The sequence below is a fragment of the Alcanivorax sp. IL2 genome (assembly GCF_047495475.1).
In the GTDB taxonomy this organism is placed as follows: domain Bacteria; phylum Pseudomonadota; class Gammaproteobacteria; order Pseudomonadales; family Alcanivoracaceae; genus Alcanivorax.
The window spans coordinates 3,136,962-3,163,140 of the sequence record NZ_CP179932.1; the positions used below are offsets into that span (position 1 = coordinate 3,136,962).

Here is a 26,179-nt window from a genome sequence, read left to right on the forward strand (position 1 = left end):
CTATCATGGGGATTATGGCCATGCTTTCAATGGCCCGGTGGCTTTTGAGGCCGGAATCGACCATACCTGCTCAAATAATCACCGGCTGCGCGACCAGATAACCACCCCGGTCAGCGCCAGTACCACCAGCAACAAGGCTGCCAGATCCATCACCCATTGCCCTGCCCAACCGAATACACGGCCGGCATGGAGATCCTGCAACAGCCGTTGCCAGTTCAGCGACGCCGGCACACTGGCAGCCTGCAAACCGGGTTGCAGCACCGCCGGCAACGGCTCAATCAAAGCAGGCTGCCAGTCAGGCACTGCCAGCACCACGCGGTTCAGATGTTCCAGATCGAACCGTAGCAGCCGGCTTTCTGTCTCCAGGACCAACGCTCCCCCGGTCACTCCAAGGCGAGTAAATACAGGGACGCCCTGGCCCGGCCGCAGCCGTTCCACCTGTTGGTCGCCCTGCAACAACAGAAGATCGCCGCCACAACCCGCCACGGTCAGACCTTGCGCCGCTACCGCCCCCTGAAACGGCGCCGAACAAGACGCCACGGCACTGCCATCCATAAACAGACGCTCACCCGCCTGGGCATACCAGTGCCCGTCAACCTGACTGCCGTGAATCTGTTCCGTTGGCGACACGCCATAGCTACGCGCCAACCAGGGCGGCAAGGGGTCATCGGCACAGTCCAGGAACTCAATGTGATTCAGCAGCACCCCGGTGACCGACAGTACCAGCACCGGCAAGGCGACCAGCAGGCCCAGCCAGCGATGCCAGCGACGCCACTGGCTTGTGGGTTTGCGTTGTTTCACCGGGCTTCCTCAATAAGCGGTAACAATCCGCTTCGATTGTAGGCGCCACAACACCCGTGCCAACACCAGGACAACCAGACCGCTGAACAAAACCGTCAAGAGCTCACAAACGGCGGACACAAAAAAACCCGGCGCGAGGCCGGGTCTTTTGTACGCGGGAGGACGATGCTATCAGGCGTTATCGCCCGCATCGGCATCCACTGCGGCATCTTCAACCAGCTCCTTGAGCTGACCGGAACGGTACATGTCCATAATGATATCGCAGCCGCCGACCAGCTCACCGCCCACCCACAGCTGCGGATAGGTCGGCCAGTTGGCGTATTCCTTCAGGCTCTGACGGATTTCCGGCGCCTCCAGGATGTTCACATAGGCAAACGGCTTGCCAACAGCGGTCATGGCTTCCACCACCTGAGCGGAGAAACCGCACTGGGGGAACTGCGGGGTGCCCTTCATGTAGAGGATCACCGGGTTCTTTTCGATCTGGTCTTTGATGACCTGGATAACATCCATACTGACTACCTGGCGGTTTGGGGTGTATTGGCTGTGGTTGGCCACTATTCTACCACTGATGGCCCTGCCCCTCCCAGATGGGGCCGGAACAATGCGGCTTCAAGGGTATTCCACAACAGAAAAGGGGGCCGAAGCCCCCTTTTCCTCTTGCTGCGACAGATTAATGCCTCAGAAGCGCACTTTCATGCCCAGGTAGCCGGTACGCGGCTTGTTGGGACGGGCGCCAGCGGGATCGCGGGAGACGATTTCCTGATCGTCAAACACGTTATCCACCTTGGCATACACTTCCATATCGCTGTTCACGTGGTAAGTGGCCACTACATCCGCGATCACATAATCGCTGGTGCGCTTGAACGTAGTTACCTGACCAGGGCGATCACAGCTATTGTCGATGCACATACCTTCGGTGTGGCTGACGGACATCAGCGCCGACCAGGCCGCCGGCTTTTCCAGGCCGAAGGTCAGGCTGGCCAGATGCTTGGGCAGATATGGCAGTACATCGCCACGCTCTACGCTGCTGTCTGCACCCTCGGAGGCTTTGGTGATTTCACCATCGGTGTAGGTATAGGCAAGACGTACCGGGGCACGAAGACCACTATCGCCTTCCCAAACAACACTGTTGATACCAACTTCCAGACCTTGAATTTCACTCTCACCCAGGCTCACAGAGCCTGAGGTTTTAATCGAGCTGTCGGCCAGTGTGCAGCTATTGGCGACGGAGCAATTCTGCAGGGTGTTTTCATAGTCACTGTAGAACGCAATCACATCTGCACTGAAGCTCTCCTGCCAATAGCGGAAGCCGGCCTCGTAGTTAAGGCTTTTCTCCGCTTCAGTGCCACGAGACTCAGAAGCACCGGCAGGCGCGAAGCCCTGATGAACACCGGCCAGCAAGGACCAATTATCATCCAGCAACCAGGTAGCACCCAGACCCGCCATCAGCTCTTCGTTACGATTGCTTTTTCTCCAATTCACATCTTCATTATTACGAGCAGCATCAAGCCAGCGCTTGGCATCGGTTTCCACGTTCTCGTAGCGCAGGGAGCCAGTAACAATCACATCGCCAATATAGGCGTGATCCACAATCCAGGCGGAAATAGCATCGGCATTTTCTACCCGGTTATTGCTTCCAGTGGCGGCCGTAGTGCTTTGATAAACCAGGCTTCCATTGATCTGGTCATAAACATCTACCGGCTGGAAACGATCCACTTCATCTTCGTGGTAACGGGCGCCCACAACCAAGTCATGCCTGATATCACCCGTCGAGAAAGCGTAGCCCAGCTCCGACTGAACACCTTGAGACGTGTACTCACGATTGTTGTTCTTGAACTCCAACCCGGTGGCATCTGTATCACCACGCAACACAGACTGATTGACGCCGCCAGAAGTGTTCGCTGTATTCACATAACTGCCAATGCCGACGCCGCCAATCTTATCCAGCTTGAACCAGTTGCGCTGGAACTCGTTCCGATAAGCCACGGTATTCAAAGTGGTATTTTCATCAATTGCCAGAGTGTGGCGCAGGGAAACTGCATCACGATCATTATCCATCTGATCGATATCAGTCAGTCCATAACGGCGATTGGCATCCCGCGCGAAATCACGGTCGGTCAGCCCCAGGTAAGTTTCGTCTGAGACTTCACTGGAATGCTCTAGCTTCAGTTCAAACGCCTGCTGGATATCAGCGGTTTCCGGCGCCTGCCAGCGCAGCTTGGCGACGTAGTCACGCTTGTCGAAACCCGCATCGCGGTTGGAGCGATCGATGTCCTTGAAGCCCTGGGTGCGCTGCTGGTGAGCTTCCAGCAGAAAGCCCAGCTGGCCTTCGGTAGCGCCATAGTAGGCGTGAGCACGCTGGGCACCGTCTTCACCACCTTCCACATTCACCATGCCGGAAGCACGATCAGGAATCGGGGTGGACAGCAAGTTAATGGCACCGCCCACGGTGAAGGGGCCGTAGCGCAGGGTATCCGGGCCTTTAAGCACTTCAATACCGTAGAAACGACCGGCACTGGGGAAGTAATAGGCAGACGGAGCAGCATAAGGAGCCGGAGCAATGAGTACGCTGTCCTCCATCAGAGAGATCTTGTTGGAGCGGTCACGACCGGAACCACGGATACCGATGTTCGGGCGCAGGCCGTAGCCTTCCTCTTCCTGGAAGTACACACCGGGCACATCCCGCAGCATACGGTGCACGTCGGTATATTCTTTTTCTTCAAGATCTTCGTTAGAGATCACGTGGGCTGAGCCACTGACACTGAAGGTGTCCTGACGATCCCCGAGGATCTGTACCGGTTTCAGCTCATTGGCCTGGTCGGCAAAAGCCGGAGCAGCCGCGGAGGCCACGGCGGAGGCGATGGCACAGCAAAGCAAGCGACGCTGTAAATGCATGATTTTGTCCTTCCCAACGCAATTGCAAAAATTGTAAAGATGGTAAGCGCAGGGAAGATACAATGAAAAAGAATCAATGGCAATCCACTATCATTCTCATTTACATTTCGTATCGCAATAACCGCCCCCACCGGGTGACCCCACCAGCAAACGATCACCGGCGCGAGCAGTAAAGCTGATTTTCGGCGGCATTAACTTGCCATTGTGGCGATTTTCCCCCACCGCACCGCTCTCTCCGCCAGCCAGCCCCCAGGGAGCATGACGACGACGTTCGGTGAGCAGAGTCACCTGGGCATCACCCAGAAACTCCAGCTCACGCACCAGGCCATCACCGCCCACAAACTGGCCGTGGCCGCCGCTGCCCCGACGCACCTGGTAACGGTGTACCCGCAGTGGATAATGGGATTCCAGGCTTTCGATGGGAGTATTGAGGGTATTGGTCATATGACTGTGCACCGCCGATAGCCCCGCTCCGCGTGCATGGGCACCCGTGCCGCCAGCCATGGTTTCGTAATAGTCCCAGCCATCGTCACCCGCCGCGCCCATGGCGACATTGTTCATGGTGCCCTGGCTGGCGGCGGGGATCGCCTGGGGTGCCGCCTGGGCCAGCGCCCCCAGCACCACATCCACCACCCGCGAGCTGGTTTCCACATTGCCCGCAGCCACTGCCGCCGGACGATTGGCATTCAACAAAGAACCTTGCGGGGCGGACAGGCTGATGGGCCGGAACAAGCCATCGCACGCCGGCACATCATCGTCCATCAGGCAACGAAAGCAGTAATAGGCCGCGGCTGCCGCCACCGACAGCGGGCAGTTGATGTTGCCTGCCACCTGGTCAGCGGTACCGGAGAAATCCAGACTTGCCTGCTCCCCGGCGATGGTCAGGGTGACGGCAATGACGATGTCCTGCTGGCCCTGACCATCGTCGTCCATGTAATCCTGGAACCGGAAACAGCCATCCGGTAACGCCGCGATACGGGCCCGGGCGCGCTTTTCGCCATAGCGGTTGAGCGCATCAAAGGCGGCGACCAGATCCGCTTGCTGGCCGGCCAACTCCGTCAGGCGCCGGGCACCAGCCTCACAGGCACTGGCCTGGGCGACAAAGTCGGCGAAGCGGCGACTCTCCACCGGCAGAGCCCCGCTCTCCTCCAGCCCGGCCAACTCCCGGCACAAGGGCACCTGCCACTGGCCCGCCCGTTTCAACCAACTGGGAGCAATAACGATCCCTTCCTGGTCCAGGCAGGTGGACACCGGCATGGAGCCTGGGCTGTGGGCGCCAATATTGGCGTGGTGGGCCCGGGTCACGGCAAAGCCGATCAGGCTGGCAGCCCCGAACACCGGGGCCACCACGGTGACATCCGGCAAGTGAGTGCCCCCCAGATACGGATCATTGACCACCAGCAGGTCACCCGGCTGCCAATCCCGATCGCTGACCAAATCCGCCATGGCGTAGGCCATGGACCCCAGATGCACCGGTATATGGGCCGCCTGGGCACACAGCCGGCCCTGTGCATCGAAAATGGCGCAGGAGAAATCCAGGCGATCCTTGATATTGGGAGACAGGGCACTGAGTCTCAGCACTGCGCCCATCTCATCACAGACCCCTGACAGGCGATTGGCAAAAATACTCAGCTGGACAGGATTCATAGAGGCAATTAACAGTTAATAGTGAATAGTGAATAACTAAAAACAGAACAACAGCCTACCGCTGTTCACCATTCACTGTTAACTATTCACTGAATTGTGCGCTATTATCAGCGGTTCCGGCAGCCTTGGGCTGCCGTTTTTTATTTGGGACGCGTACAGACGGTGCTGTGATCAACGGTCCGGTGCCCGTTATCAATTCTCTATTACCAATTATTAATTGCCTGTTATGTCGCAATATCTGATTCCCACCTACGCACGGCAGCCACTGGCGTTTGTGCGCGGTGAAGGGGTATGGCTCTTTGATGAAGCCGGCCACAAATATATGGATGCCATCTCAGGTATCGGGGTCTGCAACCTGGGGCACTGCCATCCAGCGGTGACCCGCACTCTGACCGATCAGGCCGGGCAGCTCATGCATACCTCCAACCTCTACCGGATTCCAACCCAGGAAGCGCTGGCAGAGCGACTGTGCGAACTGAGCGGCATGCAGAGTGCGTTCTTCTCCAACTCCGGCGCTGAAGCCAATGAGGCCGCGATCAAGATTGCTCGCCTGTTCGGCCAGCGCAAGGGTGTCAGCCGGCCCACCGTGGTGGTAATGGAAGGCAGTTTCCATGGCCGCACCATGGCCACCCTGTCCGCCACCGCCAATGCCAAGGTGCAGGAAGGCTTTGCCCCGTTGCTCGACGGCTTTGTGCGGGTGCCCTTTAACGATCTGGACGCGGTGCGCGCCCTGGCCGACAACCCGGATGTTGTCGCCGTATTGGTCGAGCCGATACAGGGCGAAGGCGGCATCAATATCCCTGCCAGCGATTATCTGCCCGGCCTGCGAGCCCTGTGCGATGAACAGGACTGGCTGCTGATGCTGGACGAGATCCAGTCCGGCAATGGCCGGACCGGCGATTACTTCGCCTGCCTGGGCGACAAGGTCACCCCGGACGTGCTGACCACCGCCAAGGGCCTGGGCAATGGTTTCCCTATCGGCGCCTGCCTGGTGGCCGGCAAGGCCGACGGCGTGTTCGGCCCAGGCAACCACGGCAGCACCTACGGCGGCAACCCGCTGGGCTGCGCCACCGCCCTGACCGTGGTCAACACCCTCACCGACGACGTGGTGGATGGCGTGGCCGGCAAGGGTGCCTGGCTCAAAGAGGCCTTCACCCGGTCTTTTGCCGATCTGCCTATGATTACCGAAATCCGTCAGCGTGGACTGATGATGGGAATCCAATTGGATCGCCCTTGCGCCGAGCTGGTCAACCGGGCTCGGGAAGCCGGGCTACTGATCAACGTCACTGCAGGTTCTGTAGTGCGGCTGCTGCCGCCACTGGTGATCAGCCAGACAGAAATGCAACACCTGGTAGATACCCTCTCCCAGATCATTCATGACTTCGCCAACGAACAGGAGGTCGCATGACCCGCCACTTCCTGACGCTCACCGATCTGAGCCGGGACGAGCTGGGCTACCTGATCCAGCGCGCCATTGAACTGAAAACCATGCTGCGCAATGGCCAGAGCCATACGCCACTGCAGGGCAAGACCCTGGGCATGATCTTCGAGAAATCCTCCACCCGCACCCGGGTGTCCTTTGAAGTGGCGATGACCCACTTCGGCGGCTCCAGCATCTTCCTGTCGCCACGGGACACCCAGCTCGGTCGTGGTGAGCCCATCGAAGACTCCGCCCGCGTGCTGTCACGCATGGTGGACGCGGTCATGATCCGCACCTTCGACCACGCCACCGTGGAAACCTTTGCCGCGCATTCGGCGGTGCCGGTGATCAATGCGCTCACCGACGATTTTCACCCCTGCCAGTTGCTGGCCGACATGCAGACCTTTGTGGAGCATCGCGGCAGCATTCAGGGCAAGAAAGTGGTCTGGGTCGGCGACGGCAACAACATGTGTGCCAGCTATATCAACGCCGCCAACCAGTTTGACTTCGAGCTGGTGATCAGCAGCCCCACCAGCTTTGAACCGGACGGTGAACTGCTCAACCGTTACCCGGAACGGGTTAGTCTCGAAGCAGACGTCACCGAAGCGGTAAAAGGGGCGCATCTGGTGGTCACTGACGTGTGGGCATCCATGGGCCAGGAAGACGAACAGCAGACCCGTCTCAATGCGTTTGAAGGCTACCAGGTCACCCCGGAACTGATGGACCGGGCCGATCCGGACGCCCTCTTCATGCACTGCCTGCCTGCCCACCGCGGCGAGGAAGTCAGCCACGAGATGATGGACGACCCGCGCTCAGTGGTGTGGGATGAAGCGGAAAACCGCCTGCATGCCCAGAAGGCCCTGCTGGAGTTCCTGCTGACAGGTCAGCACTGACACTCCCCCGAAAACTGTTGGAGCCTTGCCTGCAAGGCAAAGGCTTTACGGCTTTTGCCCCGCGAGGCCAGGCTCCAACATCCCGAGAGGCGCCAACGCTATGAACCCGCCGCTGCTTACCCTCGACAACCTGGCCTGCGGCTACCACCAGCAGGCCGTGGTAAAAGATCTGAGCCTGGAACTGGCAGCCGGTGAAATTGCCTGCCTGCTTGGGCCCAGCGGCTGTGGCAAAACCACCACCCTGCGCGCCATTGCCGGGCTGGAACCGGTCACCGGTGGCAGCATTCATATCCAGGGACGCCAGGTGTCCAGCCGTAGTCGCCAGCTCCCCCCGGAAAAACGCGGACTGGGGATGGTGTTCCAAGAACACGCTCTTTTCCCTCACCTGACCGTGGCCGACAACGTGGCCTTCGGGCTGCGCAAACAACCCCGTGAGCAACAGCGCCTGCGGGTCAGCGAATGCCTGGAGCGGGTGCGCCTATCTGGGATGGAAGACCGTTACCCTCATGAACTGTCCGGCGGCCAACAACAGCGGGTTGCACTGGCACGGGCACTGGCACCTCGCCCGGCCCTGCTGTTGCTGGATGAACCCTTTGCCAGCCTCGACCTGGACCTGCGCCGGGCACTGGCCCGCGAGCTGGGCGACATTCTCCGCCAGGAGAACGTCACCGCCCTGCTGGTCACCCACGATCAGGAAGAAGCCTTTGCCTTGGCCGACCGAGTGGGCGTAATGCACCAGGGTCAGCTGGAACAATGGGACACGCCGTACAACATTTACCACGCCCCGGCCAACCGCTTCGTGGCGGAGTTCGCCGGCTATGGTTCTTTTCTGCGTGGTGAGGTAGTGGATGAAAACACGGTCAGGACCAGCCTGGGAGAGCTCACCGGACGCAGCAAGACGACCCTGACCCCCGGGGGCAACGTCGACGTACTGTTACGACCGGAAGATGTGATCGCCGACGAAAGCGCGCAACTGGCGCTACCTGTCACCCGCCGCCAGTTCACCGGCGCCACCATCCTCTACCACCTGCGCGTCGGCGCCGCAGAAACCCTGCTCTGCCAGACCGACAGCCACACTAATGTGGTGGAAGGCGACGCGCTGCATGTGCGGTTGGCGACCAAGCACCTTGTCGCTTTTTCAATTAATAATTAATAATGAATAGTTAATAACTCGCGATCAGACTAATCGTTGTCTGCACATACCAAGAGGCCGCGCCCAAGCTCTGGACGCGGCCTCTTACCGTTCGAAAGCACCAACTTTTTTCCGCATAACTATTAATTATTCATTATTAACTATTAACTGCTTTTTTCACGCCACTCGGCTCTGATTCCGCCCCCCGGACTTGGCCCTGTACAGTCCCTGATCCGCCCGATTGAGTAATTCGTCCACGGTTTCGTCTTCCTGGCAGGCGGCAACGCCGACGGAGAGACTCACGACGTTGGGGCCGCCTTCCTGGCCGAAGCTTTCTTCGCGCCAACGCTCACGCAGCCGCTCGGCGACCCGCAAGGCGCCCTGTTCATTGCTTTGCGGCAGGATCAGCAGAAATTCCTCGCCGCCGAGACGGCCGAAGAAATCCCCGTCACGCATGCCCGCCAGCGCCAGCGCAGAAAAGCGACGCAATACCCGGTCGCCCCAATCATGGCCATGGCGGTCATTGATCTGCTTGAAGTGATCCAGATCCACATAGCAGATGGCAAAGGGCAGGCCCTTGCGGCTGAACAGTGCCCGCTGGCGCTCCAGTATTTCCAGCAGGTGGCGACGATTGAACAAGCCGGTCAGGTCATCACGGATCGCCATTTCGCGGACCTGCTCCACCGCACGGGCCAGTTGATGATTCTTGTCGGCCAGCGCATCGCGCAGACGATTGATGCCACCACCGGTGATCGCAAAGCTTACCGAAATCATGGAGAACACCAGCCACTGCAAGGCCTCCACGGAAAAGCTCAGCTCCACCCAGCGGTCATTCATGGCCAGCCACAACATCATCGCGTAGGCGACGCTGGCCAGCATCGCCACTCCGATCATCACCTTGCCGGAAAGCCGGAACGACGCCAGCAACAAACCGGCGAAGAACAGGGTAACGACACTGAGACGAAACTCGTCCACGTAGTAGCCGGAGACCATGAAGACGACCATGAAATGCAGCACCATGGGCAGCGACAGACTGGGCTCACTGAGGCGCAGAGTCCAACCCGTGGCAAGCAGTAACTGGTAGGCAAACAGCGATGCCCAGACCACAAACAGCATCAGCAATCCCTGCTCCAGTTCCACCGCAAAATAACCGAACTGGAAATACACCACACACAGCAAGGTATGCATGGCCATGATCGCCATGGCCGAACGACTGTGTCGTTTTAACAGCCGCTTTTCGCTGAGGGTCAGCTTTTCCGCCTGCCGCAAATCCTGATTCATGCGCCCTGCTCCACCACCAGTTTGTCGCGACCGGATTCCTTGGCCTGATAGAGAGCCCGATCCGCACGCAGAACCACTTGCTCCGGTGTTTCCTCGCGATGGTACATGGCCAGGCCCGCCGACACCGTGACGCTGAGCCCCGGCGCTTCCTTGAAACGCTGGCTGCGCATGCCCAGCAGGATCCCCTCCGCCAGATTGCTGGCCTCTTCCGGATCACTGACCGGCAAGACCAGCATGAATTCTTCACCGCCCAGACGAGCAGCAAAATCCTGGCCACTCAAATGACGGCGTGACACCTCGGCAAACCGCTCCAGCACCAGATCCCCCACCCGATGGCCATACTGGTCGTTGATGCGCTTGAAGTGATCCAGGTCCAGGTACACCACGCCCAGTTGGTAGGCGCCCCGGGCTGCTTGCCCACAGGCTTTGCCCAACAGCTCCATGGCGTGGCGGCGCCGATAAAATCCGGTCATCTCGTCCTTCACCGCCATGTCGTGGATACGCTCGACAATGTCGGCCAGTTGCAGGTTGCGTCGGCTCAACTGGGAGCGAATGGTGGAGATTTCCGATGCCAGCAGAATCACCGCCAGTACCATGGCCGAAAACAGGCCCCACTGAATCCATTCACCGCGCAGGTCCACCACCTCCGGCCAGTACCCGGAGACGACACCGAGAATCACCGCATAACCAAATACGCAGTAGGCGGCCAGCCTGGCAAATTGCCGGAATGACGCCTGCAACACCCCCATCTGGACAATGGCAAAGAAAATCATCATCACGCACAGGCGCACCTGGTCCACCACCAGGGCCGTCAACAGGATACCCGTGGTGGACCAGACCATTAGCGGCATGATCATGGACGGTTCGGAAAGACGACGATTGAGCCCCAGCAACATAAACAGGATGAAGCCCAGATGCCCCACCCAGATGGCACCGAACAAGGCATAAAACAGGGAGGAGCCGCCACGGAAGAAGTCCAGCTGCAGGGAGATCCAGCACAACAGGGTGTGGGCACTGCCACCGGCCAGTATGGCGAACAGTACCCGGCGCAGTCGCTGGGACTGCAAGGCTGCAGGGTTAAGCGTTAACGATTGATCCATGCCGGATTCCCGATCCGGTGCGACCATCCCCACTATCAGTCGCACCCGTTGGTAGCAATTTAGTATTATTGTTGGGTGAACTCTAACCCTAAATGTCTACCGCGTCACAGTTTTCATCCCTGAAACCGGACCGTCCATCGCCATGCCAATGAAAAAAGTGGCACAAAAGTCCCTGATTTTTCGGGCACTTACCTCAAAGCCTATTCACTCGCCGGGCTCTGGCAGACCCGTGCCACCGCCTCACGCCATCCCTGGTAGCGCCGCTGGCGCTCGCCTTCTTCCAGTAGCGGCGTAAATTCCCGCTCGCAGCGCCACTGTTCGGCCACCGCATCCAGAGAGTCGTACAGACCCACCCCCAGCCCCGCCAGATAGGCCGCACCCAGCGCCGTGGTTTCGGTGACCATGGGCCGGTCCACGCAAACACCCAGCACATCCGCCAGGGTCTGGCTCAGCCAGTTATTGACCACCATGCCGCCATCCACCCGCAAGGTAGTCGGCCGGGCACCGCAGTCCGCTGCCATGGCATCCAGCAAGTCCCGGGACTGGTAGCACACTGCTTCCAGTCCCGCCGTTACCACTTCGGCAATCCCGGTATCGCGGGTCAATCCCAATAAGGCACCCCGGGCGTGGGGGTCCCACCAGGGAGCACCGAGTCCGGTAAAGGCCGGCACCAGATAGACGCCCCCAGCGGAACCGGCGCGGCGTGCCAGTGCTTCGGTTTCGCTGGCATCACGGATCAGATTGAGGCCGTCGCGCAGCCACTGAATGGCCGCACCGGCCACGAAGATGGAGCCCTCCAGGGCATAGGTGGTTTTGCCATTAAGCCGGTAACCCACCGTGGTGAGCAGGCGATTATGGGATTGCACTGCCTCACCGGTATTCATCACCATGAAGCAGCCAGTGCCATAGGTGCTTTTCACCATACCCGGCTGGAAACAGGCCTGCCCTACCAGCGCCGCCTGCTGGTCCCCGGCAATGCCGGCCACAGGGACCGCGGCGCCCAACAGCTCGGGACAGGTGGACCCGAATTCCCCGGCGCTGTCACGCACCTCCGGCAATACCGCCGCAGGAATATCAAAGAGCTCCAGCAGTGCCGTATCCCAGGCCTGTTCATGGATATTGAACAACAAGGTGCGCGAGGCATTGGTGGCGTCGGTGGCATGCACCTTGCCACGGGTCAGTTGCCAGAGCAGCCAGCAATCGATGGTGCCGAACGCCAGCTCACCCGCCTCGGCGCGCGGCCGGGCGCCGGGGACATTATCCAGCAGCCAGGCCAGTTTGGTGGCGGAAAAATAGGGATCCAGCAGCAAGCCGGTCTTGTTGCGCACCATGTCCTCGTGGCCACCCTCACGCAGACTCTTGCAGAGCCCGGCAGTTCGCCGGTCCTGCCAGACGATGGCTTTGGCCAGTGGGTCACCGGTCTTGCGATCCCACAGCACGGTGGTTTCCCGCTGGTTGGTGATGCCAATGGCCGCCAGCTGCTGGGCTTCCAAATGGGCATTGCGCAGGGCCTGCTGACACAGCGCCAGGGTATCGTTCCAGATCTCCATGGCATCGTGTTCCACCCAGCCGTCATGGGGAAAATGCTGGCGGAACTCTTTCTGCGCCTGACCGCAGGCCCGCCCACTGCCGTCGAACACAATGGCGCGGGAACTGGTGGTGCCCTGGTCAATGGAAAGGATGTAAGACATGGCTCGGCTAACCCTGTTATCAGTATTGGTGGCTGGATCAGACAGACGATCCCCGGGGATGTGTCGGGCAACGTATTTTACATGAAGGCCGGATGACAGATTGAACGATATCGGACAACCGAATAGACCTTATCGGCGATTGAGGAGCCGCTGAACGTAGGGTGGATTAGCCGAAGGCGTAATCCACCCTACGATGCCATCCAACGAGCGTAGCTCGTAGCTCAATTCACCCGGCCCAGCACATGCTGGCCCTGCTGGCTGCGCGGCAGAATGACGGTAAACCGGGCCCCGCCCATGGGGCTCTCGTCCACGCGGATGTCTCCACCATGCCAGTCGACAATCCGTTTGACGATGGACAGGCCAAGGCCATAGCCCCCGCTGGCGCGGTGGCGGCTCTTGTCCAGCCGGGCGAAGGGTTTGAATACCCGCTCACGCTCATGCTCAGGGATGCCCGGGCCATTATCATCCACATGGATAACAACCTGGTCCTCGTCGCCACCAACCACCATGACGATCTGTGAGCCGGCGTAGCGCAGAGCATTGGTAACCAGGTTCTGCAGCACCCGATGCAGGTAGCGCTCTTCCGCCTCCACTTCCAGGGCCGGCTGATCACAGTCCACTGTGATCACGGTGTCGCCGCGAATGGTTTCCAGCTCTTCGCGTAACTGTTCGCACAGCTCTCCCAGCAGCACCGGCTTGAATTCGATATTGGGGGTACCCTGCTCCAGACGGGCATAGGTGAGGATTTCGTCGATCAACTTATCCAGCTGCTCGATGTCATGATCCAGGGCATTGAGCTTTTCCCGGCGCAATTCCGCCGACTCGATATCCGCCAGCATCTCCAAACCAAAACGCAACCGCGCCACCGGGGTACGCAGTTCATGGCTCACCGCCCGGGTCATTTCCCGCTGGGATTCGATCAGGCGACGGATGTGCGCGGTCATACCGTTAAAGGTGGCCGCCACCTGGCCGATGGCATCATTACCTTCAATGTTTGCATAAGCACCCAGATCACCACTGCCCAGCTGACTTACCGCCTGGTCAAGCTGCTTGAGCCGGCGTTGCAGCGGGCTCACTTGCAGGTAGGTCGCCAGCGCCACCGCCAGCAGGCTGAGAGCCCCCGCTACCAGTAGCAACTCCATGGGAAACTGATCGAAAAGACTGAGCGGGCCAATCACCAGCAATTTGCCGGTCTGCGCCACCGGCGCATAAATACGGATGCTGGAGTCGCTACGAGTACTGTCATCCAGACCGATAACCACTTCGCGGCGGTTGAGGCGCTGTTCCTGCTCCGGATCCAGGGGCACATCGTCCCGGGACACCAGACTGAGAGGGTAACCGAAGTGCTGTTGGAGCCGCCCCAGGGCCTGCTCCCATTCGTCTTCGGGGAAATGGGAAAGGTGGTTGAGCACCAGCACCGCAGTGGCCCGGGCCTGCTGCTCGGAGACCTTGGTCATGCGGGTAGTGATGTACTCGGGCTCACCGGGAAGCTGAAAAAGGATATCGGCATACCCTTTTTCATCATTGAGGCGCATGACCACCAGGCCGTCTTCCAGCTGCAGGGTTTCCCGGTAGCCCAACTCCAGATCGGCGGCTGACTGCAACTGGATATCCGCACTGAACAGCTTGCTGAGCACCTGGCTCCAGCGATCGCGCTCACCGGGTTCATAGCGCTGGAACCCTTCCGCCATCAGGTAGAAGGTCCCCCGCGCCATTTCTTCCCGGTAGATATCCGAGCGATAGCTGTTAACCAGCTGTACGGCGGCATAGGTGATGGCGCCGATAAAACACAGCGCCAGCAACAAGCCTCCGTAGAGCCTCAGGAAAATACTATTCAAGCGTCACCCAGCATCACGCCACGGCACAGAAACGCTCAGGCCGCGCCGATTTCCTTGACGAACAGATAGCCCTTGGATCGCACCGTCTTGATACGCTTGGGGTTTTCCGGGTCATCCCCTACCTTGGGGCGGATACGGGAAATGCGCACATCAATAGAACGATCCTGGCCGTCATATTGAATGCCACGCAGCTTCTCGAAGATGGTTTCCCGAGACAGCACCGTGCCTGCATTGGACGCCAGCAGCCAGAGCAGATCGTACTCGGCACTGGTCAGGTCCACCGATTCCCCGGCCAGGGTTACTTCCCGGGCAGAGTTATCGATCACCAGGGCGCCAAATTCCAGGCGCGCCGGTGAGCTGTCACGTTCGCTATCGGTTTCCACCCGGCGCAGCAGGGCACGAATGCGTGCCAGCAGCACCCGGGGTTTTACCGGTTTGGCCACATAATCATCGGCCCCCATCTCCAGGCCCAGTACCTGATCCATATCATCGGTGCGGGCGGTGAGCATGAGAATGGGATTCTTGTAGGCGCTGCGAACCTCGCGGCAGACGGTCAAGCCGTCGGCCCCGGGCAACATCAAATCCAGTACCACCAGATCCGGTTGCTCGGCACGAATGCGACGAATGGCTTCTTCGCCATCGCTGACAACCGTCACATTGAGACCATTGGTTTGCAGATATTCACAGGTAAGATCGGCAAGTCGTTCGTCGTCTTCCACGATCATGATTGCTGGCGGGTTATCCTGCACCGTTGTCATCCCGTCCTTATCCTTTTTCACTTCGTATCATTATTGTCGTCGTACACAGTGCACAAGGCGGCAAACTGTAACAAACGTATCCCTATCAGGTGTTTATACGCATAGACACTGTCCACGGCAACCTTGCTGATACCAAAGGTACACTGAAGCCGCTTCACGGCAGAGTTTTTACAGTTGACAAACACAATATCTAGTACTGGCCTGCCCCGGAAAAGCGCGCGCTAAATGCACCCACAATGGTCCACAACTTATCCACAAAATTTCCCCAGGCGAAGTGCTTGCAAATCCGCGGACGCAACTATAACTTGTACTGAAGTCAGGCGGCGACCCCAACATATTGGGTTTTTGTAAAATCGCTGCCACCCCAGGATAACACCATCCAGCGTACCGAAAAATAGAGTCACATCAGCCATTTAGAGCTTTTCGGGCTACCAGGGGCAAGATCAGCGTCATGGACAAGACACAAGATATAGTGGTCCACATCCAAATTAGACCACCAGGCACCATCCAACACAGATTTTACTGCGCCATAGCCTGACGGCTGTGGCGTTTTGCGTGGTGTTGCCATACGCGGCACCAGACCACGCCGGCACCACCACACAAATCCGACAACAGACAGAACAGCACAAACAACGGAGAGCGCACCATGCAGACGGATATGAGCCAAAACCCCAACCACGCCGGCTCCCCGGCAGGCGACGACAGCGGCCAGGACCAGTCCATTGCCAGCACCGCCCCGGGCCAGCTTCGCGTTATCAAGCGCAATGGCAAAGTGGTCGGCTACGATGACGACAAGATCACCGTGGCCATCAGCAAGGCGTTTCTGGCGGTAGAGGGCGGCACCGCAGCCGCCTCCTCACGTATCCATGAAACCGTGGCGCGCCTCACCGAGCAGGTCAGCGCCACCTTCAAGCGTCGCATGCCCTCCGGTGGCACCATCCACATTGAGGAAATTCAGGACCAGGTAGAACTGGCCCTGATGCGTAACGGCGAACAGAAAGTGGCCCGTGATTACGTGCTGTATCGTGAGCGCCAGGCCGCCAAGCGCGCCGAACAAAGCCACGACCTGCCCGAGCCCACCCATCAGGTGGACATGAGCGTCACCATGGAAGACGGCAGCAAGGCACCGCTGGACATGGCACGCCTGGAGCACCTGATTCGCGCGGCCTGCTCCGGCCTGGAAGACGTAAACGCCGACAAGATCATCACCGAAACGGTGAAGAACCTGTACGACGGTGTGTCCATCCATGACGTGAACACCTCCATGGTGATCACTGCCCGCACCATGATCGAAGTGGAGCCCAACTACTCCCAGGTCACTGCACGCCTGCTGATGGACAAGATCCGCGCCGAAGCCCTGCAGTTTCTGAATGTCGCCGAGCGCGCCAGCCACGATGAAATGAACGCCCTTTACGGTGAAGCGCTGAAAGCCTACATCGGCAAAGGCATTGAGCTGGAACTGCTGTCTCCGCAACTGGCCGAGTTTGACCTGGACAAGCTGGGCGCCGCTCTGGATGGCAACCGCGACCTGCAGTTCTCCTACCTGGGCCTGCAGACCCTGTACGACCGTTACTTCATCCACCACAACGACACCCGCATCGAGCTGCCCCAGTGCTTCTTCATGCGTGTGGCCATGGGCCTGGCCGTGGAAGAAGACAACCGCGAAGCCCGCGCCATCGAGTTCTACAACTTGCTGTCCAGCTTCGACTACATGAGCTCCACGCCGACCCTGTTCAACGCCGGCACCCTGCGCCCGCAGCTGTCCAGCTGCTACCTGACCACCGTGCCCGACGACCTGCACGGCATTTATGGCGCCATTCAGGACAACGCCATGCTGTCCAAGTTTGCCGGCGGCCTGGGTAACGACTGGACCCCGGTACGTGCACTGGGCGCCTATATCAAGGGCACCAATGGTCGCTCCCAGGGCGTGGTACCGTTCCTGAAAGTGGTCAACGATACCGCCGTGGCCGTTAACCAGGGTGGCAAGCGCAAAGGCGCCGTCTGTGCCTACCTGGAAACCTGGCACATGGATATCGAAGAATTCCTGGAGCTGCGCAAGAACACCGGTGACGACCGCCGTCGCACCCACGACATGAACAGCGCTAACTGGATTCCCGATCTGTTCATGAAGCGCGTGATCAACGAAGAAGAGTGGACCCTGTTCAGCCCCAACGACGCCCCGGACCTGCACGATCTGTACGGCGAAGCGTTCGAGAAGGCGTACCTGGAATACGAAGCGAAAACCCGCAGCGGCGAAATGAAGCTGTTCAAGCGCGTCCCCGCCATCAACCTGTGGCGCAAGATGCTCTCCATGCTGTTTGAAACAGGCCACCCCTGGTTCACCTTCAAGGATCCGTGCAACCTGCGTAGCCCGCAGCAGCACGTGGGCGTGGTGCACTCCTCCAACCTGTGCACCGAGATCACCCTGAACACCAACCAGGAAGAAATCGCCGTGTGTAACCTGGGTTCCGTGAACCTGGCCCAGCACGTGGACGAAAACGGCCTGGATATCGAGAAGCTGCAAGGCACCATCAACACCGCCGTGCGCATGCTCGATAACGTGATCGACATCAACTACTACAGCGTGCCCCAGGCAGAACGTTCCAACATGAAGCACCGTCCGGTCGGGCTGGGCATCATGGGCTTCCAGGACGCGCTGTATAAGCAGGGCATCAGCTACGCCTCCGAAGGCGCGGTGAAATTCGCCGACAACTCCATGGAAGCGGTGAGCTACTACGCCATCCAGGCCTCCGCCAAACTGGCCGAAGAGCGTGGCGCCTACCAGACCTTTGAAGGGTCCCTGTGGAGCCAGGGTGTACTGCCTATCGACTCCATCGACATCCTGGTCAAGCAGCGTGGCGAGGAATACTGCAAGGTGGATCGCAGCCAGACCCTGGATTGGAACAACGTGCGCGAGATGGCAAAGAAAGGCATGCGCAACTCCAACGTCATGGCCATCGCCCCCACCGCCACCATCGCCAACATCACCGGGGTTTCACAGTCCATTGAGCCCACATACCAGAACCTGTATGTGAAATCGAACCTGTCCGGCGAGTTCACCGTGGTCAATCCCTACCTGGTGAAGGCACTGAAAGATCGCGGCCTGTGGGACAACGTAATGGTCAACGACCTGAAATACTACGATGGTTCTGCACAGCCCATCGAGCGGATCCCGGCCGACCTGAAAGAGCAGTTCCGCACCGCCTTTGAAGTGGAACCGCGCTGGCTAGTGGAAGCAGCAAGCCGTCGCCAGAAGTGGATCGATCAGGCGCAGTCCCTGAACCTGTACATTGCCGAAGCCAACGGCAAGAAGCTGGACGTGACTTACAAGATGGCCTGGTTGCTGGGTTTGAAAACCACCTATTACCTGCGCGCCATCGGGGCAACTCAAACAGAAAAATCCACCATCAATGACGGCAAGCTCAACCGGGTCTCCGCCGCCCCGCAGGCCCCTGCCGAATTCAACCAGGCTGCTGACGTACCGCAGGCCTGCTCCATTGATGACCCGGATTGCGAGGCTTGTCAGTAAGGTGCCAGCTGCCGGACGCTCGATGCTTAGCATTTTTTAAGCGTCAGGCGTCCAGCTTCCGGCCCCAGGCCACTTAAAACAATGCACCATCGATGACGCCACGGCGTCATCCCTGAAAGAATATGGAGAGAGCACATGCTGAACTGGGACGAATTTAATGCGCAAGAGACGCCTGTCGCCAAACCGCAGCCAAGCCCCGCAACGCCGCCGCAACCTGAGACGGTATCTGACCAAGCGGCACCTGAAGCTAAAGCACCGGGAGCGGGAAGTACGCCGATTACAGGCGGAGCCGACGAACAGCGACAAGGACGAACCGAACGAGACACCACCGACGCCGTAGCTCGCGCCCGCGCCACTGTGTCGCAAATGGATGCCAGCGAAGGCGTTGCCGAGCTGGAAGGCACCGCCGGCCGCGTGGAAGTCGACGACAAGCGCATGATCAACTGCCGCGCCGACTTGAACCAGCTGGTACCGTTCAAGTACGACTGGGCCTGGCAGAAATACCTGGATGGCTGCGCCAACCACTGGATGCCCCAGGAAGTGAACATGAACGCCGACCTGGCGCTGTGGAAGAAAACCGACGGCCTCACCGACGACGAGCGTCGTATCGTCAAGCGCAACCTGGGTTTCTTCTCCACCGCCGATTCCCTGGTCGCCAACAACCTGGTGCTGGCCATCTACCGGCTGATCACCAACCCGGAATGCCGCCAGTACATCCTGCGTCAGTCCTTTGAAGAGGCGATCCACACCCACGCCTATCAATACTGCATCGAGTCACTGGGCATGGATGAAGGCGAAATCTTCAACATGTACCAGGAGATTCCCTCGGTAGCGAAGAAAGCGCAATGGGGCATCCAGTACACCCGCGACCTGTCCGACCCGGAGTTCACCACCGGCACCGTGGAAACCGACAAGGCGCTGCTGGAAAACCTGATCGCATTCTACTGCGTACTGGAAGGCATCTTCTTCTACTGCGGCTTCACCCAGATCCTGTCCATGGGCCGCCGCAACAAGATGACCGGTGTGGCAGAGCAGTTCCAGTACATCCTGCGTGACGAATCCATGCACGTGAACTTCGGTGTCGACGTAATCAACCAGATCAAACTGGAAAACCCGCACCTGTGGGATTCCCAGATGCGCGACAAGGCCACCCAGATGATCCTGGAAGGCACCGAGCTGGAAATTCAATATGCCCGCGACACCATGCCCCGCGGCGTGCTCGGCATGAACGCCGCCATGATGGAAGAGTACCTGCAGTTCATCGCCAACCGCCGTCTGGTCCAGCTGGGCCTGCCGGAGCAGTTCAAGGGCGTGAACAATCCCTTCCCGTGGATGAGCGAAATCATGGACCTGCGCAAGGAGAAAAACTTCTTCGAAACGCGGGTGACCGAATACCAGGTGGGCGGCGCGCTCTCCTGGGAGTGATCGTGGTACACCAAGGGCGCTTCGGCGCCCTTTTTTTTGGCCTTCCAGCACAGAAGATCACAGAGAAAACAGCCCAAACGTGAATCTGGCCTGCCATTTTAATCCGGGTATTTCCTGCTCTCTGTGCGGCAATCAACCATCGACACGCTGAGACAGAAACTGCGACCACCTGTCCCGAGTGGCGAAACATTCACCAACACCGGGTATTTCCCGTTTGTTTTGTGCCGGCATCGTTGGCAACATGGAGTGGAGCTTGGACAAGGCACAACAAACTGGCTCACCTTAACTGCAGGAGGCTTCGCATGAGCGATTACGACGACAGAGATGATTACCAGCAAGAAGCCGAAGACCTGTTGGAAACGATTGAGCAGGTAGAAGAAACCCTGACAGTCATGTCCAAAGTAGTCGGGCAGCTAAAGGAACAGGTGGCCTCACACCTTGACCCGTACACGGTTGAAATGAGCGCCGAGGAATTTCTGGAGCAGTGCGAGAACCTGGAAGGCACCTGGCACTAGTTCCTCTCAGTGTGAAGTGACAGGGGCCGCACCGATGGCCCCACTCTCACCTACTCCGCGATCCTTTCCGGATAACGGCGTACCCCATCCACCCAGGTCCCTCGCACCTGGATAGACGGCCAGTCACCGATAAATTCTCGCGGATCGCGATCCAGCCAGACCAGATCCGCGCGCATGCCGAGACGCAATTGCCCGACCCGATCTGCCACGCCCAGCTGACTGGCGGCGTCTACGGTCACCGCCTGCAGGGCCCGCTCCACCGCAATCGCCTGCTCCGGCCCCAGCATGGCGCCGGATGCCGTGCGACGCTGGGTGGCATTCCATACCAGTTGCAATGGCTGGAACGGCACTACCGGTGAATCCGCATGCAGGGTAAAGCGCAGCCCCGCATCCGCCGCTTCCGCCAGTGGGCTGATGCGTGCTGCCCGCTCAGGCCCCAGGAAAATATCCCGGTGACGATCGCCCCAGTAGTACACATGGTTGTTGAAGAAAGAGGGAATTACGTCCAGCGCCTGCATTCGCGTCAGTTGTTCGCCGGTGGCCATCTGGGCATGGATCAGTACCGGTTGCACGGTCACGTCCGGGCACTGCTGGCGGGCCGCCGCCACCGCATCCAGGCTCATGCTGATGGCCGCATCACCATTGGCATGGATCGCGGTCTGCCGGCCGGCACAATGGAACTGCACCACCTGCTCGGAGAGCTGCTGCGGCGACTGGTTGGGGAAACCCAGATATTCCGGCGGGTGATCCTCGGGCACGGAAAAATAAGGATCGTTGAGAAAACCGGTATAGCCCTGCAAAGAACCATCACTGACCAGCTTCACCGACCCCAGATGAACTCGCTCACCCTCCGGCAGGGTCCACTGGCCGTCCTGCCGTGCCTGCTCGGCGGCCGCATCCGGCCAGACACTGAGCCGCAGCGGGATCAGTCCGAACCGCAACGCCGGCACCAACGCCTTGATGGTGGTGGTATCGGCCAGGCCGTTCTGGGCAAAGGTAATCCCCCGTGACAGGTACAACCGTGAGGCCCGGCGCATGACCCGGTAGCCATCCATGGCCGACAGCTTCAACAGGTTGGCACGCACCGGGTTGAACGCGGTCTCTGCCAGCAAGCCGTTGAGACGGCCTTCACTGTCGCGGCCATAATAGCCACCGGGCGGATCCTGCACGTTCTCAGTGATGGACATGGCCTTCAGGGCCGCCGTGTTTACCACCCCCAGATGGCCGGAGATGTGCATCACCATGATCGGTCGACTGTCGCTGACGGTATCCAGTTCCGCCCGGGTGGGATAACGCTGGTCGCTAACGGTGGTGTCGTCGAACCCGAAGGCCATCAGCGTCCCGTCCGGGCGTCGCTGGGCCAGGGTGCGCAACCGCTCCAGCAAGGTGGCAATACTGTCCAGGTCGCCAATTGGCGGACTGTTGGCATCCACTGCCACCGCCGACAGTCCCTCTCCGGGGAAATGGCCGTGGGCCTCGATAAAGCCGGGCATCAACACCCCACCCTGCAGATCCACCACCCGCACATCGCGACTCACCTGATCACGCAGGGCATCGCTGTCACCCAGCGCCACGATCTCGCCGCGCTTGACCAGCATGGCATCCACCTGAGGATTGCCCGGGTCCATGGTCATGATGGTACCGTTGGTAAACAGCTGCACCGGTGGCGGTGGCGGATTGAACCAGCGATGCACACCCGCTACCCCCGCTGCCAGCAACGCCAGTAGCGATACGGCCCCGATAAACCAGATTTTTTTCATAGTGATCGCTCCTTTGCGCAGACTCTGCCGTGACCCGCCTGCGGCCTCAAGCGGGAATATCACATTTGTTAATGAAACAGATCAGATTACCCCATACCTGTTCCCGGCCCCGGCGCGCTATAGTGAAGCCCGTCGTGCAGGTGGCGCACCAACTTAAAGCAACTTTCCTGCACCAGCATGAGGAAAATGCGGCACCATCCTTGCATTAACCGCGGTGAATTTTGACAGCCACGCATCGTGGACTCCCGCTGACAGACAAAACCGATAGCGGGATCAACTGGAGACAACGCACCATGAAAGCATCAGATTTGTTCGTTCGCGCCCTGGAAGCCGAAGGGGTTGAACACGTCTTCGCCATCCCAGGGGAAGAAAACCTGGACCTGCTGGAGTCCCTGCGCGGCTCGAAAATCAAACTGGTGATTACCCGCCATGAGCAGGCCGCCGGTTTCATGGCGTCCACCTATGGTCGACTCACCGGCAAGGCCGGTGTCTGCATGTCCACCCTGGGCCCCGGCGCCACCAACTTCGTGACCGCCGCTGCCTATGCCCAGCTGGGCGCCATGCCCATGGTCATGATCACCGGCCAGAAGCCGATCAAGACCAGCAAGCAGGGCCAGTTCCAGATTATCGATGTGGTGGACATGATGCGCCCGCTCACCAAGTTCACCAAACAGGTGGTCAGCGGCGACAGCATCCCCACCCGCATCCGCGAGGCCTTCCGCCTGGCCCAGGAAGAGCGACCCGGCGCCACTCACCTGGAGCTGCCGGAAGATATTGCCCGCGAACACTCCACCATGCCGGTCACCGAGCCCAGCTCAACCCGCCGCCCGATTGCCGAAGACAAGGCCATCTGCAAGGCCATCGAAGCCATCCAGGGCGCCCGCAAGCCACTGCTGCTGGCCGGCGCCGGCGCCAACCGCAAGCTGACCAGCAAGATGCTGCGCCAGTTCGTGGAAAAACTGGGCATTCCGGTGATCACCACCCAGATGGGTAAAGGTGTGGTCGACGAAACCGGCCCGCACTTCCTGGGCAACACCGCGCTGTCCGACGGCGACTTTGTACACCGTGCCATCGACCAGGCCGACCTGATCATCAACGTGGGCCACGATGTGGTAGAAAAGCCGCCTTTCTTCATGCGCCCCGGTGGCGCCGAAGTGGTTCACATCAACTTCAACTCCGCCCAGGTAGACCCGGTGTACTTCCCGCAGATCGAAGTGGTGGGCGACATCGCCAACAGCCTGTGGCAGCTCAAGGAACGTCTCGATCCCCAGGAGCACTGGAGCTTTTCTGACTTCCACCGCATTCGTGATGCGCTGCAGAAACACATCCGCGAAGGCATCGTAGACGACAGCTTCCCGATCCGCCCCCAGCGGCTGGTGGACGAGATCCGCAAGATCATGCCCGAGGATGGCATCCTCACCCTGGATAACGGCATGTACAAAATCTGGTTTGCCCGTAACTACCCGGCCACCAAACCCAATACCGTGCTGCTGGACAATGCCCTGGCCACCATGGGCGCAGGCCTGCCCTCCGGCATGGCCGCCAAGATGGTGAACCCGGACCGCCGCGTCATGGCCATCGTCGGTGACGGCGGCTTCATGATGAACAGCCAGGAACTGGAAACCGCCGTACGCCTGAGGCTGGATCTGGTGGTACTGATTCTGCGCGATGATGGCTACGGCATGATCAAGTGGAAACAGAACGACATGGATTTCCAGGACTTTGGTCTGGATTTCGGCAACCCGGATTTCGTCGACTACGCCCGCTCCTACGGCGCTTATGGCCACCGAGTGGAATCCACCGCCGGCCTGGGGCCCCTGGTGGAAGAGTGCTACCAGACCGGCGGCGTGCATGTGATCGACTGCATGGTGGATTACCGCGACAACAGCCGCATTCTCAATCAGGAAATCCGCGAATTAAGCAGCAAGTTGTGATCGAGGTGCCACTGGCTTCGTCATGCAAGCATGACTTCCCACAAACACCAGCACCCCGTGGGAAGCGATGCTTGCATCGCGAATGGTAGTGGCCTGCAACACCATTAAGGAACCGACATGCTAAAAGACGCCTACCCCTACTACCTGGCCAACGAAGCGGTCTTCGCCAACCAGGATCTGGATGTCACCGACAAGTACAGCGGTGAAGTCGCCACGCGAGTGGCCATGGCCGATGCGGCCACTATTGATAAAGCCATCGACGCCGCCGACAAAGCCGCTGACGCCATGGCAAAACTGGCTCCCTACGAGCGCCAGGCGATCCTCTACCACTGCGTGAAACGTTTTGAAGAACGCTACGAAGAGCTGGCCCTGGCCCTGTGTATTGAAGCGGGCAAACCCATCAAGGATGCCCGCGGCGAAGTGGGCCGCCTGATCGACACCTTCCGGGTGGCCGCCGAAGAAGCCGTGCGCATCGATGGCGAAATGCCCAACCTGGAAATCTCCGCCCGTGCCAAGGGCTACCGGGGCATGGTCAAGCGCGTACCCATCGGCCCTTGCTCGTTTATTTCCCCGTTCAACTTTCCGTTGAACCTGGCGGCTCACAAAGTCGCCCCGGCCATCGCCGCCGGCTGCCCCTTTGTGCTCAAGCCGGCCAGCCGCACGCCCATCGGCGCCATCATCATCGGTGAAGTGTTGGCGGAGACCGATCTGCCCAAGGGCGCGTTTTCTATTTTGCCCTGTCATCGCGAAGGCGCCGACCTGTTCACCACCGACGAGCGCTTCAAACTGCTCAGCTTTACCGGCAGCCCGGACGTGGGCTGGGACCTGAAAGCCCGCGCTGGCAAGAAACCGGTGATCCTGGAGCTGGGCGGCAATGCCGCCGTGATCGTCGATGAAGATGCAGACCTGAACGATGCCATGGAACGTATCGTCTTCGGCGCCTTCTACCAGTCTGGCCAGAGCTGCATCGGCGTGCAGCGCATCCTGATCCACGACGCCATCTACGACGAATTGAAAGCCAAACTGGTGGAAAAAACCGCCTCCCTGAAAATGGGTGACCCGAAAGACGAAGACACCTTTATCGGTCCGGTGATTTCCGAAGGCGAAGCCACCCGCCTGGAAAACTGGATCAATGAAGCGGTGGATGCCGGCGCCACCCTGCTGGTGGGCGGCAAGCGCGACGGCGCCATGCTGCAGGCTACCCTGCTGGAAAATGCCCCCAAGGGCACCAACATCGTCGAAGAGGAAGCCTTCGGCCCGGTGGCAGTGATCAGCCGCTTCAGTGATTTCGACGACGCCCTGAACACCGTCAACGAATCCAAGTTCGGCCTGCAGGCCGGCATCTTCACCCGCGACCTGTACAAGGCCCAGAAAGCCTGGGACGAGCTGGAAGTGGGTGGCGTGGTGATTGGCGACGTACCCAGCTGGCGAGTAGACAACATGCCTTACGGCGGCGTGAAGGACTCCGGCCTGGGCCGCGAAGGCATCCGCTGGGCCATCAATGACATGACAGAAGAACGGCTGCTGGTGATTCGCACACCGCAGCCCTGATCGGTTACC

18 protein-coding genes are annotated in these 26,179 nt (G+C 59.5%); 8 read left to right on the forward strand and 10 right to left on the reverse strand.

From position 1 onward, the window contains the following. Positions 1-78: 78 nt before the first annotated feature. The 4 genes from ACMG4N_RS14495 to ACMG4N_RS14510 form a co-directional block, all read right to left on the reverse strand. A complete protein-coding gene (locus ACMG4N_RS14495; protein ID WP_414432164.1) occupies positions 79-801 on the reverse strand; it encodes a PepSY-associated TM helix domain-containing protein in 723 nt (240 codons plus the stop codon). 171 nt (positions 802-972) lie between these two features. Beyond that, positions 973-1,311, reverse strand: coding sequence for a Grx4 family monothiol glutaredoxin (gene grxD, locus ACMG4N_RS14500; protein WP_035248920.1), 339 nt, complete (start codon positions 1,309-1,311; stop codon positions 973-975). A gap of 168 nt (positions 1,312-1,479) precedes the next feature. Beyond that, a complete protein-coding gene (locus ACMG4N_RS14505) occupies positions 1,480-3,696 on the reverse strand; it encodes a TonB-dependent receptor family protein (RefSeq protein ID WP_414432166.1) in 2,217 nt (738 codons plus the stop codon). A 96-nt stretch (positions 3,697-3,792) separates the two neighbouring features. Beyond that, on the reverse strand, positions 3,793-5,343 hold the full coding sequence (locus tag ACMG4N_RS14510) for a hydantoinase B/oxoprolinase family protein (protein ID WP_297768289.1): 1,551 nt from the start codon (positions 5,341-5,343) through the stop codon (positions 3,793-3,795). A gap of 226 nt (positions 5,344-5,569) precedes the next feature. Here ACMG4N_RS14510 and ACMG4N_RS14515 point away from each other — a divergent pair, with 226 nt between their 5' ends. The 3 genes from ACMG4N_RS14515 (at position 5,570) to ACMG4N_RS14525 (ending at position 8,809) form a co-directional block, all read left to right on the forward strand. Then, entirely contained in the window at positions 5,570-6,751 is a 1,182-nt protein-coding gene (locus tag ACMG4N_RS14515; protein WP_414432168.1) for an aspartate aminotransferase family protein, read from the forward strand. Then, positions 6,748-7,656 carry an ornithine carbamoyltransferase gene (gene argF, locus ACMG4N_RS14520; RefSeq protein WP_297768283.1) on the forward strand — a complete coding sequence of 303 codons (909 nt, stop codon included), beginning with the start codon at positions 6,748-6,750 and terminating at the stop codon, positions 7,654-7,656. Before ACMG4N_RS14515 ends, argF begins: the two co-directional genes overlap by 4 nt. A gap of 100 nt (positions 7,657-7,756) precedes the next feature. Then, positions 7,757-8,809: an ABC transporter ATP-binding protein gene (locus ACMG4N_RS14525; protein WP_414432170.1), complete on the forward strand. Its 1,053-nt coding sequence runs from the start codon at positions 7,757-7,759 to the stop codon at positions 8,807-8,809. Positions 8,810-8,965: 156 nt separating this feature from the next. On the opposite strand, the gene ACMG4N_RS14530 is transcribed toward ACMG4N_RS14525, so the two are convergent. From ACMG4N_RS14530 to ACMG4N_RS14550, 5 genes are all read right to left on the reverse strand, one after another. Continuing rightward, positions 8,966-10,069 (reverse strand): GGDEF domain-containing protein, encoded by a 1,104-nt coding sequence (locus ACMG4N_RS14530; protein ID WP_297768276.1) that lies wholly within the window; start codon positions 10,067-10,069, stop codon positions 8,966-8,968. Next, positions 10,066-11,196 (reverse strand): sensor domain-containing diguanylate cyclase, encoded by a 1,131-nt coding sequence (locus tag ACMG4N_RS14535; RefSeq protein WP_297768273.1) that lies wholly within the window; start codon positions 11,194-11,196, stop codon positions 10,066-10,068. Before ACMG4N_RS14535 ends, ACMG4N_RS14530 begins: the two co-directional genes overlap by 4 nt. A gap of 173 nt (positions 11,197-11,369) precedes the next feature. Beyond that, positions 11,370-12,860 carry a glycerol kinase GlpK gene (gene glpK, locus ACMG4N_RS14540; protein WP_414432172.1) on the reverse strand — a complete coding sequence of 497 codons (1,491 nt, stop codon included), beginning with the start codon at positions 12,858-12,860 and terminating at the stop codon, positions 11,370-11,372. A gap of 221 nt (positions 12,861-13,081) precedes the next feature. Continuing rightward, the gene (locus ACMG4N_RS14545; RefSeq protein ID WP_414432173.1) at positions 13,082-14,698 is read right to left on the reverse strand and encodes an ATP-binding protein; all 1,617 of its coding nucleotides are present in this window, start codon (positions 14,696-14,698) and stop codon (positions 13,082-13,084) included. A 35-nt stretch (positions 14,699-14,733) separates the two neighbouring features. After that, complete coding sequence (locus tag ACMG4N_RS14550; protein WP_062816885.1) at positions 14,734-15,456, reverse strand: response regulator; 723 nt, start codon at positions 15,454-15,456, stop codon at positions 14,734-14,736. Positions 15,457-16,102: 646 nt separating this feature from the next. Here ACMG4N_RS14550 and ACMG4N_RS14555 point away from each other — a divergent pair. The 3 genes from ACMG4N_RS14555 to ACMG4N_RS14565 all read left to right on the forward strand — a co-directional run bounded on the left by ACMG4N_RS14555 (position 16,103) and on the right by ACMG4N_RS14565 (position 20,925). Further along, a complete protein-coding gene (locus tag ACMG4N_RS14555) occupies positions 16,103-18,985 on the forward strand; it encodes a ribonucleoside-diphosphate reductase subunit alpha (protein WP_414432176.1) in 2,883 nt (960 codons plus the stop codon). A 135-nt stretch (positions 18,986-19,120) separates the two neighbouring features. Then, entirely contained in the window at positions 19,121-20,410 is a 1,290-nt protein-coding gene (locus tag ACMG4N_RS14560) for a ribonucleotide-diphosphate reductase subunit beta (protein ID WP_414432177.1), read from the forward strand. A gap of 302 nt (positions 20,411-20,712) precedes the next feature. Beyond that, entirely contained in the window at positions 20,713-20,925 is a 213-nt protein-coding gene (locus tag ACMG4N_RS14565; protein WP_035248960.1) for a hypothetical protein, read from the forward strand. A 50-nt stretch (positions 20,926-20,975) separates the two neighbouring features. Here the strand turns inward: ACMG4N_RS14565 and ACMG4N_RS14570 are convergent, their stop codons facing one another. After that, complete coding sequence (locus ACMG4N_RS14570) at positions 20,976-22,685, reverse strand: amidohydrolase (RefSeq protein ID WP_414432179.1); 1,710 nt, start codon at positions 22,683-22,685, stop codon at positions 20,976-20,978. Positions 22,686-22,978: 293 nt separating this feature from the next. Here ACMG4N_RS14570 and ACMG4N_RS14575 point away from each other — a divergent pair, with 293 nt between their 5' ends. Both ACMG4N_RS14575 and ACMG4N_RS14580 read left to right on the forward strand, forming a co-directional pair. Next, positions 22,979-24,619: an acetolactate synthase large subunit gene (locus ACMG4N_RS14575; protein WP_297768244.1), complete on the forward strand. Its 1,641-nt coding sequence runs from the start codon at positions 22,979-22,981 to the stop codon at positions 24,617-24,619. Between the two features lie 117 nt (positions 24,620-24,736). After that, a complete protein-coding gene (locus ACMG4N_RS14580; protein WP_414432180.1) occupies positions 24,737-26,170 on the forward strand; it encodes an aldehyde dehydrogenase family protein in 1,434 nt (477 codons plus the stop codon). Positions 26,171-26,179: the final 9 nt, after the last annotated feature.

What these genes read in the sequence shown, in the direction of transcription:
- grxD (WP_035248920.1), bottom strand. Translation starts at nt 1,311, where the DNA reads ATGGATGTTATCCAGGTCATCAAAGACCAGATCGAAAAGAACCCGGTG.
- ACMG4N_RS14505 (WP_414432166.1), bottom strand. Translation starts at nt 3,696, where the DNA reads ATGCATTTACAGCGTCGCTTGCTTTGCTGTGCCATCGCCTCCGCCGTG.
- ACMG4N_RS14510 (WP_297768289.1), bottom strand. Translation starts at nt 5,343, where the DNA reads ATGAATCCTGTCCAGCTGAGTATTTTTGCCAATCGCCTGTCAGGGGTC.
- ACMG4N_RS14515 (WP_414432168.1), top strand. Translation starts at nt 5,570, where the DNA reads ATGTCGCAATATCTGATTCCCACCTACGCACGGCAGCCACTGGCGTTT.
- argF (WP_297768283.1), top strand. Translation starts at nt 6,748, where the DNA reads ATGACCCGCCACTTCCTGACGCTCACCGATCTGAGCCGGGACGAGCTG.
- ACMG4N_RS14525 (WP_414432170.1), top strand. Translation starts at nt 7,757, where the DNA reads ATGAACCCGCCGCTGCTTACCCTCGACAACCTGGCCTGCGGCTACCAC.
- ACMG4N_RS14530 (WP_297768276.1), bottom strand. Translation starts at nt 10,069, where the DNA reads ATGAATCAGGATTTGCGGCAGGCGGAAAAGCTGACCCTCAGCGAAAAG.
- ACMG4N_RS14535 (WP_297768273.1), bottom strand. Translation starts at nt 11,196, where the DNA reads ATGGTCGCACCGGATCGGGAATCCGGCATGGATCAATCGTTAACGCTT.
- glpK (WP_414432172.1), bottom strand. Translation starts at nt 12,860, where the DNA reads ATGTCTTACATCCTTTCCATTGACCAGGGCACCACCAGTTCCCGCGCC.
- ACMG4N_RS14550 (WP_062816885.1), bottom strand. Translation starts at nt 15,456, where the DNA reads ATGACAACGGTGCAGGATAACCCGCCAGCAATCATGATCGTGGAAGAC.
- ACMG4N_RS14555 (WP_414432176.1), top strand. Translation starts at nt 16,103, where the DNA reads ATGCAGACGGATATGAGCCAAAACCCCAACCACGCCGGCTCCCCGGCA.
- ACMG4N_RS14560 (WP_414432177.1), top strand. Translation starts at nt 19,121, where the DNA reads ATGCTGAACTGGGACGAATTTAATGCGCAAGAGACGCCTGTCGCCAAA.
- ACMG4N_RS14565 (WP_035248960.1), top strand. Translation starts at nt 20,713, where the DNA reads ATGAGCGATTACGACGACAGAGATGATTACCAGCAAGAAGCCGAAGAC.
- ACMG4N_RS14570 (WP_414432179.1), bottom strand. Translation starts at nt 22,685, where the DNA reads ATGAAAAAAATCTGGTTTATCGGGGCCGTATCGCTACTGGCGTTGCTG.
- ACMG4N_RS14575 (WP_297768244.1), top strand. Translation starts at nt 22,979, where the DNA reads ATGAAAGCATCAGATTTGTTCGTTCGCGCCCTGGAAGCCGAAGGGGTT.
- ACMG4N_RS14580 (WP_414432180.1), top strand. Translation starts at nt 24,737, where the DNA reads ATGCTAAAAGACGCCTACCCCTACTACCTGGCCAACGAAGCGGTCTTC.